This is a genomic window from Ruthenibacterium lactatiformans (assembly GCF_000949455.1).
In the GTDB taxonomy this organism is placed as follows: Bacteria; Bacillota; Clostridia; order Oscillospirales; family Ruminococcaceae; genus Ruthenibacterium; species Ruthenibacterium lactatiformans.
The window spans coordinates 1-17,251 of the sequence record NZ_JXXK01000046.1 but is presented as its reverse complement, the minus strand read 5'-3'; the positions used below and the strand labels follow the sequence as shown (position 1 = coordinate 17,251).

The 17,251-nt window shown below is 60.0% G+C and carries 17 protein-coding genes and 1 pseudogene; 15 read left to right on the top strand and 3 right to left on the bottom strand.

The annotated features are described in order from the left end of the window. Positions 1-50 precede the first annotated feature (50 nt). From TQ39_RS18345 to TQ39_RS18310, 10 genes and pseudogenes are all read left to right on the top strand, one after another. Positions 51-1,172, top strand: coding sequence for an alanine racemase (locus TQ39_RS18345; RefSeq protein ID WP_242853542.1), 1,122 nt, complete (start codon positions 51-53; stop codon positions 1,170-1,172). 13 nt (positions 1,173-1,185) lie between these two features. Continuing rightward, on the top strand, positions 1,186-2,787 hold the full coding sequence (locus tag TQ39_RS18340) for an N-acyl-D-amino-acid deacylase family protein (protein ID WP_069955780.1): 1,602 nt from the start codon (positions 1,186-1,188) through the stop codon (positions 2,785-2,787). A gap of 5 nt (positions 2,788-2,792) precedes the next feature. Next, complete coding sequence (locus TQ39_RS18335) at positions 2,793-3,263, top strand: RidA family protein (RefSeq protein WP_050006609.1); 471 nt, start codon at positions 2,793-2,795, stop codon at positions 3,261-3,263. 198 nt (positions 3,264-3,461) lie between these two features. Beyond that, positions 3,462-3,599 (top strand): hypothetical protein, encoded by a 138-nt coding sequence (locus TQ39_RS21110; RefSeq protein ID WP_156146413.1) that lies wholly within the window; start codon positions 3,462-3,464, stop codon positions 3,597-3,599. 31 nt (positions 3,600-3,630) lie between these two features. Further along, positions 3,631-5,184: a recombinase family protein gene (locus TQ39_RS18330; protein ID WP_050006608.1), complete on the top strand. Its 1,554-nt coding sequence runs from the start codon at positions 3,631-3,633 to the stop codon at positions 5,182-5,184. A gap of 66 nt (positions 5,185-5,250) precedes the next feature. Then, positions 5,251-5,451, top strand: a pseudogene (locus tag TQ39_RS20590) (manganese catalase family protein); the annotation flags it as partial. Between the two features lie 440 nt (positions 5,452-5,891). Beyond that, complete coding sequence (locus TQ39_RS18325) at positions 5,892-6,875, top strand: NAD-dependent epimerase/dehydratase family protein (protein ID WP_412432063.1); 984 nt, start codon at positions 5,892-5,894, stop codon at positions 6,873-6,875. Between the two features lie 188 nt (positions 6,876-7,063). Beyond that, positions 7,064-8,389, top strand: coding sequence for an MATE family efflux transporter (locus TQ39_RS18320; protein ID WP_050006606.1), 1,326 nt, complete (start codon positions 7,064-7,066; stop codon positions 8,387-8,389). Positions 8,390-8,667: 278 nt separating this feature from the next. Further along, positions 8,668-9,465, top strand: coding sequence for a MerR family transcriptional regulator (locus tag TQ39_RS18315; protein WP_050006605.1), 798 nt, complete (start codon positions 8,668-8,670; stop codon positions 9,463-9,465). Between the two features lie 161 nt (positions 9,466-9,626). Continuing rightward, entirely contained in the window at positions 9,627-10,043 is a 417-nt protein-coding gene (locus TQ39_RS18310; RefSeq protein ID WP_009323735.1) for a YjdF family protein, read from the top strand. Between the two features lie 242 nt (positions 10,044-10,285). Here the strand turns inward: TQ39_RS18310 and TQ39_RS18305 are convergent, their stop codons facing one another. Together TQ39_RS18305 and TQ39_RS18300 are read right to left on the bottom strand one after the other, a co-directional pair. Further along, entirely contained in the window at positions 10,286-11,707 is a 1,422-nt protein-coding gene (locus TQ39_RS18305) for an MATE family efflux transporter (RefSeq protein ID WP_242853541.1), read from the bottom strand. A 100-nt stretch (positions 11,708-11,807) separates the two neighbouring features. Next, a complete protein-coding gene (locus tag TQ39_RS18300) occupies positions 11,808-12,449 on the bottom strand; it encodes an NAD(P)H-hydrate epimerase (RefSeq protein WP_050006604.1) in 642 nt (213 codons plus the stop codon). Between the two features lie 119 nt (positions 12,450-12,568). On the opposite strand from TQ39_RS18300, the gene TQ39_RS18295 reads away from it, so the two are divergent. The 5 genes from TQ39_RS18295 (at position 12,569) to TQ39_RS18275 (ending at position 16,246) form a co-directional block, all read left to right on the top strand. Further along, on the top strand, positions 12,569-12,838 hold the full coding sequence (locus tag TQ39_RS18295; protein WP_069955779.1) for a hypothetical protein: 270 nt from the start codon (positions 12,569-12,571) through the stop codon (positions 12,836-12,838). Positions 12,839-12,890: 52 nt separating this feature from the next. Beyond that, positions 12,891-13,742, top strand: coding sequence for an AraC family transcriptional regulator (locus TQ39_RS18290; protein WP_050006603.1), 852 nt, complete (start codon positions 12,891-12,893; stop codon positions 13,740-13,742). 207 nt (positions 13,743-13,949) lie between these two features. Next, positions 13,950-14,726, top strand: coding sequence for a class B sortase (locus TQ39_RS18285; protein WP_050006602.1), 777 nt, complete (start codon positions 13,950-13,952; stop codon positions 14,724-14,726). A 49-nt stretch (positions 14,727-14,775) separates the two neighbouring features. Next, on the top strand, positions 14,776-15,417 hold the full coding sequence (locus TQ39_RS18280; RefSeq protein WP_050006601.1) for an InlB B-repeat-containing protein: 642 nt from the start codon (positions 14,776-14,778) through the stop codon (positions 15,415-15,417). Between the two features lie 79 nt (positions 15,418-15,496). Continuing rightward, entirely contained in the window at positions 15,497-16,246 is a 750-nt protein-coding gene (locus tag TQ39_RS18275; RefSeq protein WP_009323742.1) for a GNAT family N-acetyltransferase, read from the top strand. A 192-nt stretch (positions 16,247-16,438) separates the two neighbouring features. Here TQ39_RS18275 and TQ39_RS18270 read toward each other — a convergent pair whose 3' ends face one another. Next, on the bottom strand, positions 16,439-17,119 hold the full coding sequence (locus TQ39_RS18270; protein WP_050006600.1) for a dihydrofolate reductase family protein: 681 nt from the start codon (positions 17,117-17,119) through the stop codon (positions 16,439-16,441). Positions 17,120-17,251 lie beyond the last annotated feature (132 nt).

Genomic DNA, 17,251 nt, shown 5'->3' with positions numbered 1-17,251 from the left:
ATTGAACCTCAAGGATTGGATGGCATGAAACGCCGGGAGGGGGGAGAAGTATGAAACTGACAAAGGAACAGCTTGCGATGCTGGAGACGCCGTGCGTGATCCTCGACGTGGCGCAGGCGCGCCGGAACATCGAGGCCATGCAGGCGGCCGCAGACGCTGCGGGCTGTGCGCTGCGTCCGCACATCAAGACCCATAAGATGGCGGTATTTGCACGCATGCAGGTGGAAGCGGGTGCGCAGGGCATCACCTGCGCCAAGGTGAGCGAGGCCGAGACGATGGCGGCGGGCGGCCTGCGGGACATTTTTATCGCATATCCCATGGTGGGAGCATTTCGTATCCGGCGCGCGCTGGCGCTTGCGCCCAAGCTGGACCGCCTGATTCTGGCGGTGGACAGTTGGGAGTGCGCGCGGGAGCTGTCCGATGCGGCACAAGCGGCGGGGCTGTGCTTGGAAGTGCGTCTGGAGATTGACACCGGGGCAGGCCGGACAGGTGTACCGCTGGAACATGCGGCGGCGCTGGCGCAGCGTATCGCCGCAATGCCGGGGCTGCGGCTCACAGGCATCTACACTTTCAAAGGGCTTATTTACCAGGGCGCGCCCACGCAGGACAACATCCTTGCCGCAAAAGAAGAGGGCGAGATGATGGCCGAGGCCGCGCGCAGCATTCGTGCGGCGGGCGTAGCCATTCAGGATGTGAGCGCGGGGTCTTCCCCGACCGGTGTGGCCGTAGCCCAAACGGGCTTGGTCACCGAGGTTCGTCCCGGCACGTATATTTTTAAAGACCAGATGCTATGCGGCGAACATGTGGCGGAACCCGAGCAGATCGCCGTGCGGTACGCCGCCACGGTGGTGAGCGTGCAGCACGGAGAATACGCTGTGTTGGATGGCGGCAGCAAAACCTTTGCCACGGATATCCCGCTGAACACCCCGCCTTTTTATTATCCGGGCTATGCGGCGGTGGAGGGCAGGCCGGATCTGTGTCTGAGCCGGATGAACGAAGAGCACGGAATCCTCACGGCGGCCTGCGGGCAAACGAAGCTGAAGGTGGGCGACGTCCTTACGCTGGTGCCCATCCACGTTTGTACGGCGGTCAATCAGCAAAATGCGGTATATTTGCTGGAGAATGGCCGTCTGACGCGTCATCCCGTGGACGCCCGCGGGATGACGGTATAAAGGAGGGATGTCTGTGGATGAATTTGTCGTGCGCGGCGGCCTTGTGTATGATGGGACAGGCGCGCCGCCGGCCCAGGCGGATGTATGGGTGCGGGACGGTGAAATTATGGCGGTGGGTGTGGACGCGGGCGGGTCCGATATCCCTGCGGTGGATGCCTCCGGGTGTGTGGTGACGCCGGGCTTCGTGGACATTCACCGCCACTGCGACGCCGCGCCCCTGCGGGACGCGGATTTCGGCCGGGTGGAGTTAGCACAGGGCATTACCTGCGCGCTGGCCGGTAATTGCGGCCTAGCTCCGGTACCGCTGGATGTAAGCAGGCACGGGGAGTTTTATGAATATATCGAGCCGGTAGTGGGAAAGGTACCGCCGCATGTATGCTATAATAGTTATGCGGGCTATGTGCGTGCGCTGGAGCAGACAGAGCTGCCGCTCCATCTGGGCTTTCTTGCCGGCATCGGGGCGGTGCGCTGCGCGGTAAAGGGCTTTTCCGCCCAGCCGTTTACGAAGCGGGAGCTGGAACAGGCCGTAGCCCTTGTGGACCAGGCGATGGAGGCCGGCGCCTGCGGCGCATCTTTGGGTATCATGTACCGCCCGGAATGCTACACGGCTCCATCGGAATACAATGCGCTGCTGCGCCCGGTCGCCCTGCGTGACGGGCTGCTGTGCACGCATATCCGCGGCGAAGGGGACAGTTTGGTGGAGTCGGTCCGGGAAGTGATCGGGATCGCGCGCCGCGCCGGGGTCCGCCTGAATATCAGTCATTTTAAAGCCACAGGCGTACACAACTGGCGTGATAAAATTTTTCGGGCCGTGGAGTGTATCGAGGCTGCGCGTGCGCAGGGGCAGGATGTTACGGCGGATTTTTATCCCTATGACGGAGGTTCAACTACATTGCTGTCGCTGCTGCCGCCAACGCTGGCGGAATACCCGCCGCCGTTCTTTGCGGGGCATGAGGGTGCTGCGCGCCTGCGGGAGGAGCTTTACCGCGAACATCCCGGCTGGGACAATATGGTCACCTCCATCGGATGGGAGCGCATCCTCATCAGTTCGGTGGAGGGAGCGGAATACGCACGGTATCAGGGGGAAAACTTTGTCCGGGCAGCGCAGATGCACGGCTGTGGGGATCCGGCGGACCTGATGGCGGAGCTGATTGCCCGGGCGGGCGGTAAAGTGGGCATCATCGTGCTGAGCATGGCATGGGAGGATGTTCAGGCCGTGGCACGTCTGCCGTATACGGCGCTGATTTCCGACGCGCTGTATGGCGGGGGCGGGAATCCGCATCCACGGCTATACGGCGCGTTTCCCCGGATGCTGCGCAAGCTGGTGCGGGAGGAGGGTGTGCTCTCGTTCGAGCAGGCGGTGTACAAGATGACTGCGATGCCGGCGCAGCGGGCCCATCTGAGCGGCAGGGGCGTTCTGCGGCCGGGCGCTGCGGCGGATCTTCTGGTATTCCGTCCTGAAGACTTTACAGATACGGCGACATATGCCTCACCGAAGCACTGCGCCGCCGGGCTTCGGCGTGCCTATGTGAGCGGACAGCTGGCGCTGCGGGACGGGGAAATGTGCAAAACGCGGGCGGGCAGAGTCCTGCGCCGCGATGACAAGAAAGGATGAGTTAAATGGATATCTACGAAAAGATGAAAGAATTGGGCGTGGAGCTGCCTGCCGCGCCTGCAAAGGGGGGGCTGTATTCCTCCTGCAAAAAGTTTGGCGGAAACCTGTTCTATGTTTCCGGCTGCGGCCCGGTGATCGACGGGCCTGTGACGGGCAGGCTGGGCAAAGAGGTCACCGTGGAACAGGGACAGGTTTATGCCCGCGCCTGCATGCTGAACGTGCTGGCTGCGCTGGAAAAAGCGGTGGGCGATCTGCGCCGCGTAAAAAGCGCTGTAAAAATCACCACTTTTGTACAGAGCGCCGACGACTTTCACGAGCAGCCCGCAGTGGCCAACGGCGGCACTCAGCTTCTGCTGGAACTTTGGGGAGAGGAAGCGGGCCTGCCGTCGCGCTCCGCCATCGGCGTGAACGCGCTGCCGGGCAACATCCCCGTGGAAACGGAAGCGTTGTTTGAGGTGGATACGGTATCACCGTGACCGCTTTTGTGGCGCTTGCTCCGAAAAAAATTGCATAAGCTGCCGCGCGTGCGTGAAAAGAGCCTTCGGCAAAGGGGTACAGGCCCCTTTGCCGAAGGCTTTGTCTTTCTTGCTCCTTTCACAATGCGTTCGGAGCCATAACGGACATGCCGCCGGGCATAAAATGTATTGTCCATCGCTTGAAAGGAGGAAAGGCATATGGCGGAAGAACATACCGTTTGCAAAAGTGTCTTTAAAAATGGAGACAAACCTTCGGCGGAACGGCTCGCACAGAAATGGGCCGAGCTGATCAACAGCCGGGAAGGGGGAGGTGCGGCCCGCGCACGTCCAGAATGATGGGCACAGGCCCGCGCGGGGAGGCAAAGCCGTGAAAGCGGCGCTCTACTGCCGACTGTCGGAGGAAGACAGGAACAAGCCGGCCGGAACCTGCGATTCCGGAAGCATTCAGAACCAGAAAACGATGCTGCTGCAATATGCGATGGAACAGGGATGGGACGTTTTCGACATTTATAGTGACGACGACTATGCAGGCGCGGACAGGCGGCGCCCGCAATTCAACCGTCTGCTGCGGGACGCGCAGCAGCACAAATTCGATATCGTGCTGTGCAAGACACAGTCGCGGTTCACCCGTGAACTGGAACTGGTGGAAAAATACATCCACGGTTTGTTCCCCGCCTGGGGGATACGGTTCGTAAGCATCGTTGACAACGCGGACACCGCCAGCAAAGGAAACAAAAAATCTCGGCAGATCAACGGGCTCGTGAACGAGTGGTATCTGGAAGATATGTCGGACAACATCCGCAGCGTGCTGGACAGCCGTCGGGAAAATGGATTTCATATCGGCGCGTTTGCTTTGTACGGATATCAGAAAGATCCAAAACAGAAAGGACGACTTGTGATAGACGAAGAGGCTGCTGCTGTGGTGCGGGAGGTGTTCACGCTGTTTTCACAAGGATACGGTAAGACAGCCATCGCCCGGCTGCTCAACGACCGGGGCATTCCAAACCCGACGGAATACAAGCGTCGGCATGGCCTGCGGTATCGGCAGCCCACGAAAAAAAACAGCACACTTTGGAAATATTCTGCCATTGCCGATATGCTGGAAAATGAAATATATATCGGCAATATGGTACAGGGAAAATACGGCAGCGTTTCTTACAAGACAAAGCAAAACAGGCCGCGTCCCAGGGAACAGTGGTACCGGGTGGAGGGAACGCACGAACCGATCATCGAAAGAGCGTTATGGGAAAAAGTACAGGCGCTGCGGGAACAGCGTGTCAGGCCATTTGCAGAAGGGACGGTCGGCCTGTTTTCCCAAAAGGCCCGTTGCATGTATTGCGGCTATGCTATGCGCTCATCTAAAAGCCGCGGAAAGCACTACTTGAAATGTCCGAACCGTCACGTTGCAAAAGATGCCTGCGTTGGCTCGTTTATTTCAGTCGCCCGGCTGGAGGAAATAGTGGCTGCCGAACTGAACCGGATAAATGCGGAATATCTGGATCAGGATGAGCTGGCCCGGAGACTCGAGTACAGCGGAAACCTGGAACAGAAAAAAACGCGGCTCGCGGCGGACGTTACGGCTTGCGAAAAAAAGTTGGAGGAGTGCAGGCGGGGACTCCGGGGGCTTTATTTGGATAAGGTAAAAGGGATTTTATCCGAGGGAGATTATGCGGAACTGTCCAAAGATTTGTCCGCCGAATGCGACAGGCTGGAACGCTCGGCGGCAGAAGGCAGGAAAAAGGTGGAAGAACTGGAAGCTCAGGCCGAAACGGACGGCGGCTGCAGAGAGCGGGCCGGGCGGTACATGAAGTCCGGGCGGCTCAGCCGCGAGATAGTGGAAGCAATGATCGATCATATTTATGTGGGCAAGCGTATCCCGGGCACAAAGAATGTTCCCGTGGAGATCCACTGGGATTTCTGAATTTTATCCCCCGTCGAGGCTTACGGAGCCCAGACGCGGCAAAAGCCTTAAAGCTGTTCTTACCGCATCGCAGCAGAGCAGAAAGCCCGCACCACCTATGACAATATTCTGCGTCTGGTGGACGACCCGGACGTGATCGCGCCCATCCGTTTTCTGCGTGAACGGGAGATCGTCCATTTCCAGCGCTTCGGCGAGGCGCTGGAAACCGTCAAGGACACCCTGGACAGCCGCAATTTTTATGCCGTCAATCCCAGCTTTGACCGCTGACCAGCCAAAAGATGCGCGGAGGCCGCAAGGCCTCCGCGCCAGACTGTCGAAAAAGGCAAAGAAGGAAAAGAAGCGTCCGGGGAAAAAGCTTGAAAAAGGGGTGGAGAACCCCTTTTTCATTTAAAATAACCCCGCGACGCCCCGCAGGGCTAGTGCCGAGGCGTGTAGAGCGAAGCGCCCGCCGAAGGCCGCCGTGCGCGGCGAACGGGGCCGCAGGCCCTGTTCGTAGGCAGCTTGGCGCAAAAGCGCAGCTTTTTCACCAAGCTGGCGTGGAGGCCGCAAGGCCTCCGCGCTTGCTTTTTGTCCGCGGGCGCTTTACAATAAAATCATAACGCCGGACTGCGCGGCAGGCACGGCGAAAGCATCACAAAAAAGGGGGACGACCCATGAAAGCATTGTTCATCGGCGGCACGGGGGTCATCAGCACAGCCGTCGGCGCTCTGGCGCTGGCCCGCGGCTGGGAACTGACGCTGCTCAACCGCGGCACCAACGCGGCCCGCGCGCCCCGGGGCGCGCGGGTGCTTACAGCGGACATCCATGACGAAGCTGCGGTGAAGGCCGCACTGGGAGACGAGCGGTTCGACGTGGCGGTGGATTTCATCGCCTTTACCGAGGAGGACGTCCAGCGTGACGTGCGCCTGTTTGCGGGGCGCGCGGCCCAGTACATTTTTATCAGCAGCGCGTCGGCATACCAGAAGCCCGTGGCCGCGCTGCCCATCACCGAAAGCACGCCCCTGGCAAACCCTTACTGGCAGTATTCCCGCGATAAGATCGCCTGCGAAAATTTCCTGATGGAGCGGTACCGGGAGGAAGGCTTTCCGGTGACCATCGTGCGCCCCAGCCACACCTATTGCGGCGGCAAGGCCGTGGTGGCGCTGCACGGCGCACGCGGCTGCTGGCAGACGCTGGCCCGCATCCGGGCGGGCAAACCCGTTATCATCCCCGGCGACGGCACGTCGCTGTGGACGGCCACCCATGCCGATGATTTTGCCGTTGGTTTTGTGGGTCTGATGGGTAACCCCCACGCGCTGGGCACTGCGGTACACATCACCACCGACGAGGGGATGACGTGGAACCAGATCTACGCGGTGCTCGCGTCAGCCATGGGTGCGCCGCTGTGCGCGGCATATGTCGCCAGCAAATTCCTGGCCGTATGCGGCCGGGCCGCGGGCTATGATTTTGAAGGTCCGCTGCTGGGCGACAAGGCCGCCAACGTACGCTTTGACAACACCAAGATCAAGCGGCTCGTGCCGGATTTCGCGCCCCGCGTTTCCATGGCCCAGGGTATCCGCGGCGCGGTGGAATATTTGCTGGCGCACCCGGAGCTGCAAACGCCGGATCCGGAGTTCGACACCTGGTGCGACAGAGTCCTGGCGGCGCAGAGCGCGGCCAAAGCCGTATTTGACGGCGCGCATCTCGCTTAATGCAGACCGAAAACACGCCCCGCACGGCTGAAAGCCGGGCGGGGCGCGGCCGCTTCCGGCGGAAATTGAGCAAAAATCGCAAGGCTCAGCGGAAAATGCCTTGCAATCACAATGGAAAACCCGTGCCCGCTCCGCTATACTGAAAAGCATACGGGCGCGGCGCGGGCCGCGCCGGGGAGGGCTGATGCATGATTCGGGACATGACGCGCGGCAATGTAACGCGCCATCTGGTGAGCTTTTCCGTACCTATCATTCTGGGCAATCTGTTCCAGCTTGCCTACAATGCGGTGGACTCCATCGTCGTGGGGCGCTTTGCCGGCACCGGCGCCCTGGCGGCCGTGGGTACGGCCAACCCCGTAATGAACATCATCATCCTGGGCGTTTCGGGGCTTTGCATCGGCGCATCGGTGCTGATGAGCGAATATTTCGGCGCGCGGGATACGGAGAAGCTGCGGCGGGAATTTGCGGCCACGCTGTTTCTGGGACTGTTTTTTTCGGCGGCGGTGCTGGCGCTGGGCTTGCCGCTGGCCGGGCCGCTGCTGCGCCTGCTGAACGTTCCGGACGAGATATTTCCGCAGGCCCGGGCATATTTGTGCATCATTTTTCTGGGTATGCCGTTTACCTTTGTCTACAACGCTTACGCGGCGGCCATGCGCAGTGTGGGCGATTCCCGCACCCCCATCCGTTTTCTGGCGCTGGCATCGGTGCTCAACGCCGGATTGGACGTGGCGTTTGTGGCAGGCCTGCACTGGGGTGCGGTGGGCGCGGGAATTGCCACCGTCCTCGCCGAAAGCCTTTCTGCAATTTTATGTGTTATTTATACAGAGCGTAATCTTGCTGCGCTGCGCCTTACCAGAGCAGAGCTGCGGCCGGACAGGATGTTGATGAAGCTGACGCTGCAGCAGGGCAGCGTAACGGCGCTGCAGCAGGCCTGCCAGCCGGTGGGAAAACTGCTGATCCAGGGCTGTGTGAACGGGCTCGGCGTAGAGGCCATCGCGGTGTTCAACGCCGTCAGCCGGGTGGATGATTTCGCGTTTACGCCGGAGCAAAGCATTTCCTCGGGGATGATGACATTTGTCTCCCAAAACCGGGGCGCGAAGGAATACGGGCGTATGCGCATGGGCCTGTCCCGGGGGCTGATGGTGGAGACCGGATATTGGATGCTTTTGTTCTGCGTCGTCCTGCCGCTGCGCGCGCCTATCATGCGCCTGTTCGTGGGGGCGGATGAAAGCGCCGTGGCACTGGGTGCGTCCTATCTGTTCCTCATGGCGTTTTTCTATTTGCTGCCTGCGTACACCAACGGCCTGCAGGGGTATTTTCGCGGGTTGGGAGATATGAAGATCACTCTGGCAGGCACGTTCACGCAGATATCGGTGCGCGTTGTGTTCGTGTATCTGTTGGTGCCCCGCATGGGGCTTACAGCCGTGGCGTGGGCCAGCCTTGCGGGATGGCTCTGTATGCTGCTGCTGGAGGTGCCGTACCTGCGCAGCATGCGCGTGCGGGGCGTGGGATGAACGGCACCGGTTTTCTGCGTCAATGCGCTGAAAAGGAAGCTTTTAATAAGCGGAGGCAGACACTTTTGTGTTTGCCTTATTTTTTACCGTTTCAGCCAACGGAAACGGAAACAAAATTCCGGCACGTCCGCTGCGGAAAGACGACGCGGCAAAACGGAGCAGCAAAAAAATTTTTTCGGAAAGCCTTGACCTTGTCACTGTGGCAAGGTATATAGTCGTTACAGGACCGGTCCATACGTGCCCGTTCCCGGGAACGGGCGGAAGAGGAGAAAAACGGCATGTATACCATCGGCGAATTTTCCAATCTGGCGCATGTTTCGGCACGCAGCCTGCGCTATTATGATGCAATGGGGCTGCTGCGCCCCGCGCATATGGGTGAAAACGGATACCGCTATTATACAGGCGGCCAATTGCCGGCGCTGGCAAAGATCGAGACGCTCAAGAGTTATGGCTTTACACTGGCAGAAGTGAAGGAGCTGCTTTTGCTGCCGGAAACAGAACTGGCACACCGCATCCATGTGAGGCGCATAAGCGCGTATGCCCAATTGAACGAGATGCGCCGGGTCATCCGCCGGATGGAAGCTGCCATCGTTCAAATGGAGGGAACCAGCATGGCAAACGATACTTATCATGTAATCTTAATGCAGGCTCCGGCGCAGAAGGTATTCAGTGTCCGGCGGACCATTCAGATTGGAGAGATGCACGACCTGTTCGCGGAACTGCGCGCGCAAATGAAGCGGGCAGGTGTGCGGCGTACCGGCCCCACACAGGCGCGGTACCACGGAGAGGAGTTTTCTTATGAGCATATGGATGTTGAAGCACAGGCGGCTGTAGACGCGGACGGACCGAATGTGTCGGTGATCCCGGCGGGCACGTTCGCGGCTGTGACGCATACTGGCCCATATGAGAATATCAAGTATGCATATGATGCCCTGTGTGGGTGGGTGGCGCATCATCCGGAATATAAAGTCTGCGGTCCGGCCATTGAACGGTATATCAAGGACGAGGCCATGGTGCACGACCCGGAGGAACTGGAGACGGGCGTGCTGTTCCCCGTTTGCCGGGCAGAGGAATGAACGGTTCTTGTACAGTGCCGCAGCGCGCAGTATAATAAAACGGCAGAGATAAAAACACGGCGCGGTCGGTAGTCCGCGCGCGGGGTGCATGCCCTGTCAGTAACCTTCCCTCCCGGGTCGTCCGTTCCCTGCAAGGATTTTCTAAAGGGAGGAAGAGACGGATGCAGAAGTCTCGGGCGTCGTTTACCGTGTTTTTTGAGGACCCTTTCTGGGTAGGCGTGTACGAGCGGGAGGAACCGGGCGGCCTTACGGCCTGCCGTGTGGTGTTTGGGGCGGAGCCGAAAGACGGCGAGATCTATGAGTGGATGCTGCAAAACTGGGCGCAGCTGCACTTTGGCCCCCCGCTGGCGGATGTCCGGAGGCCCCGGGAGGAAAACCCGAAGCGTGCCCGGCGCATGGCCCGGCGTTCCCTTGCCGTACAAGGCGTGGGAACGAAGGCGCAGCAGGCGCTGGCACTGGCGCGCGGTGCCGGCAAACAGGCCCGTGCCGCCGCGCGCCGGGAACAGGAGCAGGCGGACCGGGAGCGGCGCTTTGCCCTGCGCGTTCAGCGCAGGAAGGAAAAGCACAGGGGCAGGTAAAGACCTGCCCCTGTGCTTTTCAGACTGTCGAAAAAGATAAAGAGGTAAAAGAAAAGTCCGGGGGAAAAAGCTGGCGGTGGCAAAGCCATGCATCTTTGCGCAGCAAAGTGCAAGCCACGCGGCGAATGCCGCCAAAAAGGGGTGGTGAATCCCTTTTTCATTTAAAATAACCCCGCGCCGTGCGCGGCGAACGGGGCCAAAGGCCCTGTGCTTTTGTCTGTTGCGGAAAGGCGCAAACTCCGTCAGTGCGCGCCGGCTTCTTTTTTGCGGCCGCGCTCCTCGGGCGCATAGCCCATCTTACGGATGCGTCCGCGCAGCCAGCCTCCTTGCAAATAGTAAAAAATGAACAGTACGCTGGTGAACACCCAGCTGGCCGGATAACTCACCAGCACGGTGGAAAGTTCGGGCCGCAGCGGAAGCAGAATAAAGATCCAAGCCACGCGCAGCACGCATACGCCGCCGCAGGTCATCAGCATCGGCGCCAGTGAGCAGCCGCATCCGCGCGCCGCGCCGGCCAGGATCTCAATGCAGACATATGTGAAGTAATACGGCACCAGCTGCCGCACCATGTCCAGGCCTATGGACACCACCTCGGCGTCCCTGGTGAACAGGCCCAGCAGATACGGCGCCAGAGAGCAGTACAGCACGCTCATCAGCACAGCGCTGCCGAAGCCAAGCGCAAGGCACACCCGTACGCTCCTGCGGATGCGGTCGTACTTCTGCGCGCCGAAGTTCTGCCCGGCAAAGGTGGTGATGGAAATACCGTACGCGCCCAATATCATCCAGAAGAAGCCGTCCACCTTGCCGTGCGCCGTCCAGGCCGCCACTGTGGCCGTGCCGAAGCCGTTGATGGCTGTTTGAATGAGGATATTGGAGATGGCGTACATGTTCGACTGCAGCCCGGCAGGCACGCCCACGCGCAGGATATCCCCCAGCAGGCGTCCATGGAAGCGCACCTGCTTCCAATCCAGCCGGTACACCGTTTCCGCGCGCGTCAGCGACACAAGCACCAGCACCGCGCTCACGCCCTGGGAAAGGATGGTGGCCAAAGCCGCGCCCAGCACGCCCATGCCCAGCACCGCAACCAGCACAACATCCAGAGCGATGTTCACCAGGCACGCGATGATGAGGAAGTACAGCGGGCGGCGGGTGTCGCCCACGGCCCGCAGGATGCCGGAACCCACGTTATACAAAAAGGACGGGATGGTGCCCAGCATGTAAACGCGCAGATAGATGAGGGCAAAGTCCATGATGTCGGCCGGGGTGCCCATGGCGCTCAGCGCCCAGGGCGCGGCCGCCACGCCGGCTGCCGTAAGGCCAAGCCCCGCGGCCAGAGCCAGCGCCACCGAGGTATGCACCGTACCGCCGACGCTCTCTGCGTCGTGCGCACCGTACGCCTGCGCGATGACCACTGTCGTGCCGGAGGCAAGCCCCACGAACAGGTTGACGAAGAAGTTGATGAGAGAGCCCGTAGCGCCGCCCACGGCGGCCAGCGCCTGCGTACCAACGAACTGCCCCACGATGACGGCGTCCGCCGTGTTGTAAAGCTGCTGAAAAAATGTACCGAACAAAATCGGGAAAAAGAAATACAACAGCTGCTTCCAGATCACTCCCTCGGTGATCTGGTTCACGGCCATCCCTCCGCCGATCCTCTTGATGCCCACGCCGAAATACACTCCTTTTTTTCAAAACAAGCCGATTATAGCACAACGGCGCGGGGAAGTCGATAAGCGCGGCACAGGTTTTACAAGAATGCCGCAGACCTTATTCCTCGCCCAACGCTGCACCAATGCCGATATCTGCGGTGACGACCGTGCCGCATTGCTCCGCTGCCAGCCGGTGGCAGGGTTTGGGCGCGTGGAAAGCAACGGTGACATGCGCGCGCACCGCGCCTTCGGCTGTTTCGCCGGTGTCCGCACACACGCCGCTTGGAACGTCCAGCGCCAGCACAAAGCGGCCGCTGTTCAGCATTGCGGCCGCGCGCTGTCCCGCCGGGCGCAGAGCGCCGTGAAAGCCCGTGCCGTATACTGCGTCCACCAGCGCGTCCGCCCGGGCGATGAAAACCTCGTCCTGCAGCGTCAGGCCGTCCAGCGTCTGTATATGCACGCCCCGGTCCTGCGCGGCTTCCCGGTTGGCGGCGGCGTCCGGTGTGGCCGGCTCGCCCTCGGCCAGAACGGCTATCACCTCCACACCGGCGTCTTGCAGGCGGCGCGCCGCCACAAGCCCGTCGCCGCCGTTGTTGCCCCTGCCGCAGAACACCGCCGCGGCTTTCAGGCCCGGCACGCGGGCCATCAGCTCCCGGGCGGCGGCTGCGCCCGCGTTTTCCATCATGCGCGGGTACGGGAGCCCGGCCGCGTCGGCCAGGCGCTCCAGTTCTTTCATTTGGGCAGTCGTAACTTCGTTCATTGTATCCTCCTTGCCTGCGGGCCGGGGGCCCGGCGTTTTTATCAATAGTATAGCATATATGGTTGCGCTCCGCCTGCTTTCTGTTATACTGAAAGAAAATAAAGCGGGAGGGCGGGCGGATGAAAAACCTGTTGGAGGCGGCAGAGGATTACACAAAGCAGGCGGGCTGGCGGGACCTGGCCGAGTTGAAGTGCTGCATGTTCGCTCTGGGCGTTCTGCTGGGGCTGGCCGTACCGCGCCGCTGGCGCAAAAAGGTGGGCCGGGGCGCAGCGGTGCTCTTCGCAGCCACATGCATCCCGCAGGCGGCGAAATTCCCGGCGCTGGCCGTGCGGCGCACACAGGGGACGGAGGCAAAACGGGAACGCCTCGCATTTTGCTGCAAAAAATGAGAGGACGCGCCGGGTGCGGCCCTGCTATGATGGATGCAAGGAGCTGATATGGATGGAATGGCTGGACAGAATGAACGACGCGCTGGGATATCTGGAAGCGAATTTGGCCGGTACGGCGGATATGGAGCACGCGGCACGGCTGGCGTGCTGCTCGGTCTATCATTTCGGCCGGATGTTTTCGTATATCGCAGGGGTGCCGCTCTCGGAATATCTGCGCCGCCGCAGGATGACGCTGGCCGCGTTCGACCTTCAGAACGGAGGCAGGGTACTGGATGTGGCGCTGCGGTATGGCTATGAGTCTCCGACGGCGTTTAACCGCGCGTTTCAAAGCGTGCACGGCGTTTCGCCGTCTGCAGCGCAGAGGGACGGCGCACCCCTGAAAGCGTATCCCCGTATCAGCTTCAAGATCACCGTCAAGGGGGAAGCTGAAATGGATTACCGTATCATCAAACAAGAAGCCTTCCGTATCGTGGGCGTGCGCGAACCGCTTTTGCCGGATTTCGAGGATTCGTTCCGTCGGGTGCCGGAATTTTGGGGCGAAGCGGCGGCGTCCGGCGCCATACCGCGCCTGTGCCTGCTGATGGACGCCGCACCGAAAGGGATTCTGGGCGTCAGCACCTGTATGCCGGACGCGGAAAATTATTATTACATCGCTGTGGCCAGCACACGTCCTGCGCCCGAGGGAATGCACGAATATGTGGTGCCCGCCTGTACCTGGGCCGTATTTCCAGGCCGGGGTTCCATGCCCGCCGCCATGCAGGAGCTGCAAAAGCGCGTGGTTTCGGAATGGCTGCCCGGCTCGGGCTACGAGTGGGGCCAGGCGCCGGATCTCGAAGTGTACCTGGACGACGGCCTGTCCGGAGAAAGCAGCTTTGAGGTTTGGCTGCCCGTCGCAAAGCGGTAAGAGCCGTGTGCGCAGCAGGGAAACGGCGCAGCTGAGGATAGATTCCGGCCGGGCAGGAAACGCCCGGCCGTTTTTTGTCCGCGTGCCTTGATTTTCCATGGACTCCCGCTTGACGGCGGGCCCGGCGGCGTGTACAATGAAAAATTAGGATAGTATGCCGAAATGCGCGGCGGCGCGGCGCTCCACGGCAGAAAAGGGGGCGGTGCGATGCCGCGCGGAAAACGTGCGTACCGTGTGCTGCTCTGGGCCGTTTTGGCGGCGCTGCTGGCCCTGGCGGCTTTTGCCGGGTGGCGGCTGTGGCGCGTGTACGGCGACGCGGCCCGTGCGGCGCAGCTGGCGCGGGAAATGCAGCAGACGGCCGTGCCTGCTGCCGGTGAGAGCGCGGCGGGCACAGACGGGGCGGAAATGCCCGCCCATGCTTGCCCTGTGGACTTTGAGACGCTGCGCCGGGATTATCCGGCCGTGACGGCCTGGCTGACAGGCTGCGGAGGGGACATCGATACGCCTGTAGCCCAAGGGGCGGACAACATTTATTATCTGGACCATCTGCCCGACGGGACGCGGAACATGCTGGGCACGGCGTTTCTGGACAGCGCCAACAGCGCGTCCTTTTCCGACGACCAGTCTTTTATTTTCGGCCATCATATGGACACGGGCGGCGGTGTGTTCGCACCGCTGCTGCGGTATCAGAAGCAGGAATACTTTGAAAAAAATCCCACGTTCACGCTGCATACGCCCGGCGGCTGCTACACGGCCTGGGTATTCGGCGCGTTCGTGGTACAGGAGCGGGCGTACCCATACGTGCATGAGTTCACCTCTGCGGACGGGATGGCGGCATTTGTGGAGCGGGTGCGCGCGCAGTCGGATATCATCTCGCCGGTGGAACCCGCGCCGGGAGACAGGGTGCTCACATTGTGCACCTGTACGTCGAAAACAAACGACCTGCGCTATGTGGTGTGCGCGAAGCTCATCCCGCTGGCGTAAGGAAAAGCAGAAAAGCCCCGTTCCGGGGGCGTGAAAGGAGGGCTGCGGCATGCGCAGAAAAACAGAACGGCAGGGCACCGAGGCCGAGCGCCAGCTTGCATGGAGCAGGGAATACCTGCGGCGGGAAAAGCGCCGCCGCGTGCTGCGCCGCACACTGCTGATGCTGGTGCTAGCGCTTGCCTGCGCCGTGACGGTATTTGCGCTGAACGGCGGCATTCCCGCGCTGCGGGTGGGTGGCGCGCCTGCCTCCGGTTCGTCTGCGGCGCAGTCCTCGTCCGCGCCGGCCGTACAGGCGCAGCCCCCGTCGTCTCAGGCGCAGCCGGAGCCGGCGGCATATACCGTCGCCTTCGACAGCCGCGGCGGAAGCGCCGTGGAGGCGCTGCAAAATGTGACGCAGGGCGCGCGCATCGCCGAGCCGTCGTCTCCGGTGCGGGAGGGCTATACGTTCGAGGGCTGGTACAGGGACGCTGCGCGGACGGACGCCTGGGACTTTGCCGCGGACACGGTGGAGCAGGATACCATTTTGTATGCAAAATGGGAGGCCGTGCCCGCGCAGGACACAACTTCCGGCGCGGCTCTGCCCCAGACGGGCGTGGCCACGGGCGCATTGCTGTGGGCGTGCGTGCTGGCTGCGGCGCTTGCGCTGGCCGTGGCGGCAGCCTTGCTGCTGCGCAGGGCTTACCGGGGCTGAATCGCAGAAGACAGGCCAAAAAGCCGCTGCAAACGCAGCGGCTTTTGTTGAAAGAAAAACGGAAAGGCGGAGAAAGGCCATGGACGCCGGATTTATAAACCTGACGCCGGAAAATTTGGACGGCGAACATCTGTGCTGCATCATACGCAGCAAAAAAGCGCATCCGGGCGTGGAAGCGAAACGGCAGTGGCTGGCGGACCGCTTGAAGGAGGGCCACATTTTCCGCAAGCTGAACGCAAAGGCTACGGTATTCATCGAATACGCCCCTCTTGAAACCGCATGGACGCCGGTGCTGGGAGACAGCTATTACTATATCTACTGTCTGTGGGTCTGCGGGGAAAGCAAGGGCAAAGGCTACGGACGGGCATTGATGGAATACTGTCTGGCCGACGCCCGGGCAAAAGGAAAGTCCGGCGTGTGCATGCTGGGCGCGGAAAAGCAAAAGGCATGGCTTTCAGACCAGGCCTTTGCAAAAAAATTCGGTTTTCAGACAGTGGATACTGCGCCAAACGGCTATGAGCTGCTGGCGCTTTCCTTCGACGGGACAAAGCCCCGCTTTGCGCCCCATGCGAAAAAGCAACAGATCGAAAACAAGGAGCTGACGGTCTTCTACGATATGCAGTGCCCGTATATCCTTCAGCGCGTGGAGCGGGTGGAACGGTACTGCGGGGCGAACGGCGTGCCGCTGTCCCTCGTCCGGGTGGATACGCTGCAAAAGGCGAAGGAGCTGCCTTGTGTTTTCAACAACTGGGCCGTATTTTACAAAGGAAAGTTTGAAACCGTGAACCTGCTGGACGACGCCGCGCTGCAAAGGCTTTTGAAAAAATGAGACCGGGTATCCGAAAGGGGTGCCCGGCCTTTTGTACGCAAGAAGTTGGAGCAGGCGCTCCGCAGCAAAGACAGAGCCGGCGTTATGGCGGAAGCCTGCTTCAAGGCGGCGGGCTGGTGCTGAAAGCCCTGTTTGCGCAAGGGAAGCTTTGGCGTGCTTTTTTCAGGTGCATCCCGATAAATCGGGATTTGGTCAGTGGATCACTTTATAACGCAATCGTAAATACGACTTTTTCAAAACCATGCATTCTTGCAGCTTCAGCACGCCAATTTTTGATAATTCACTTTCGGACAACAGGGATTTTCCGTCAATGAGTGTGGGCGTATCTTTGCCGCCGATCAAAACAGGGGCGATGACGATATCAACATAATCGAATAACTTTTCATGAAGAAATAAACTGTTTAACGTACCTCCGCTTTGTATCGTTATTCTTTCACAACCGTATTCTGATTTGAGTTCAGCAAGTGCCTCTTTCAGTGAGGGACCATTTTGGCGTATGATATGCAGATTGCTTTCATCTACATCAAAGGCCGGATGGTTTGCATTAGACGTGATTAATACAAATTCTTTTGCTAAGGAACAAAAATAGAGTACGCCATTTTTGTTCAAATGATCATTATCAATTATTACAAAGGAAACGGGTGTTTTGTCGGGCATTTCTTTTGTGTTGACACCCAGTTTAGCTTGGACGCGGCCAGAATTGAGCGACCACAGATCTGTCGTCTGCTCTATTTCATAATATTGATGCAACCCTTCACGAACCCCCGCAATTTTAGGAAAGTCTTTGTCTATGTCCAAATCGTCTGTCGCACCAGTGCTTATTTTGCCATCAACGGACATTAACATAAACAATGTTGTAATTGGTCTGTCCATGCTATCCCTCCAAAATGTCGTTTGCCGTCCTGTTTTATTATATGGGAGAATAGGGCGTCCCTCAAGAAAAACCTTTATAAAGGATACAGAAAAACGGGTGCAACCGGCTGAAGTGCCCCCCAAAAGTTAGAG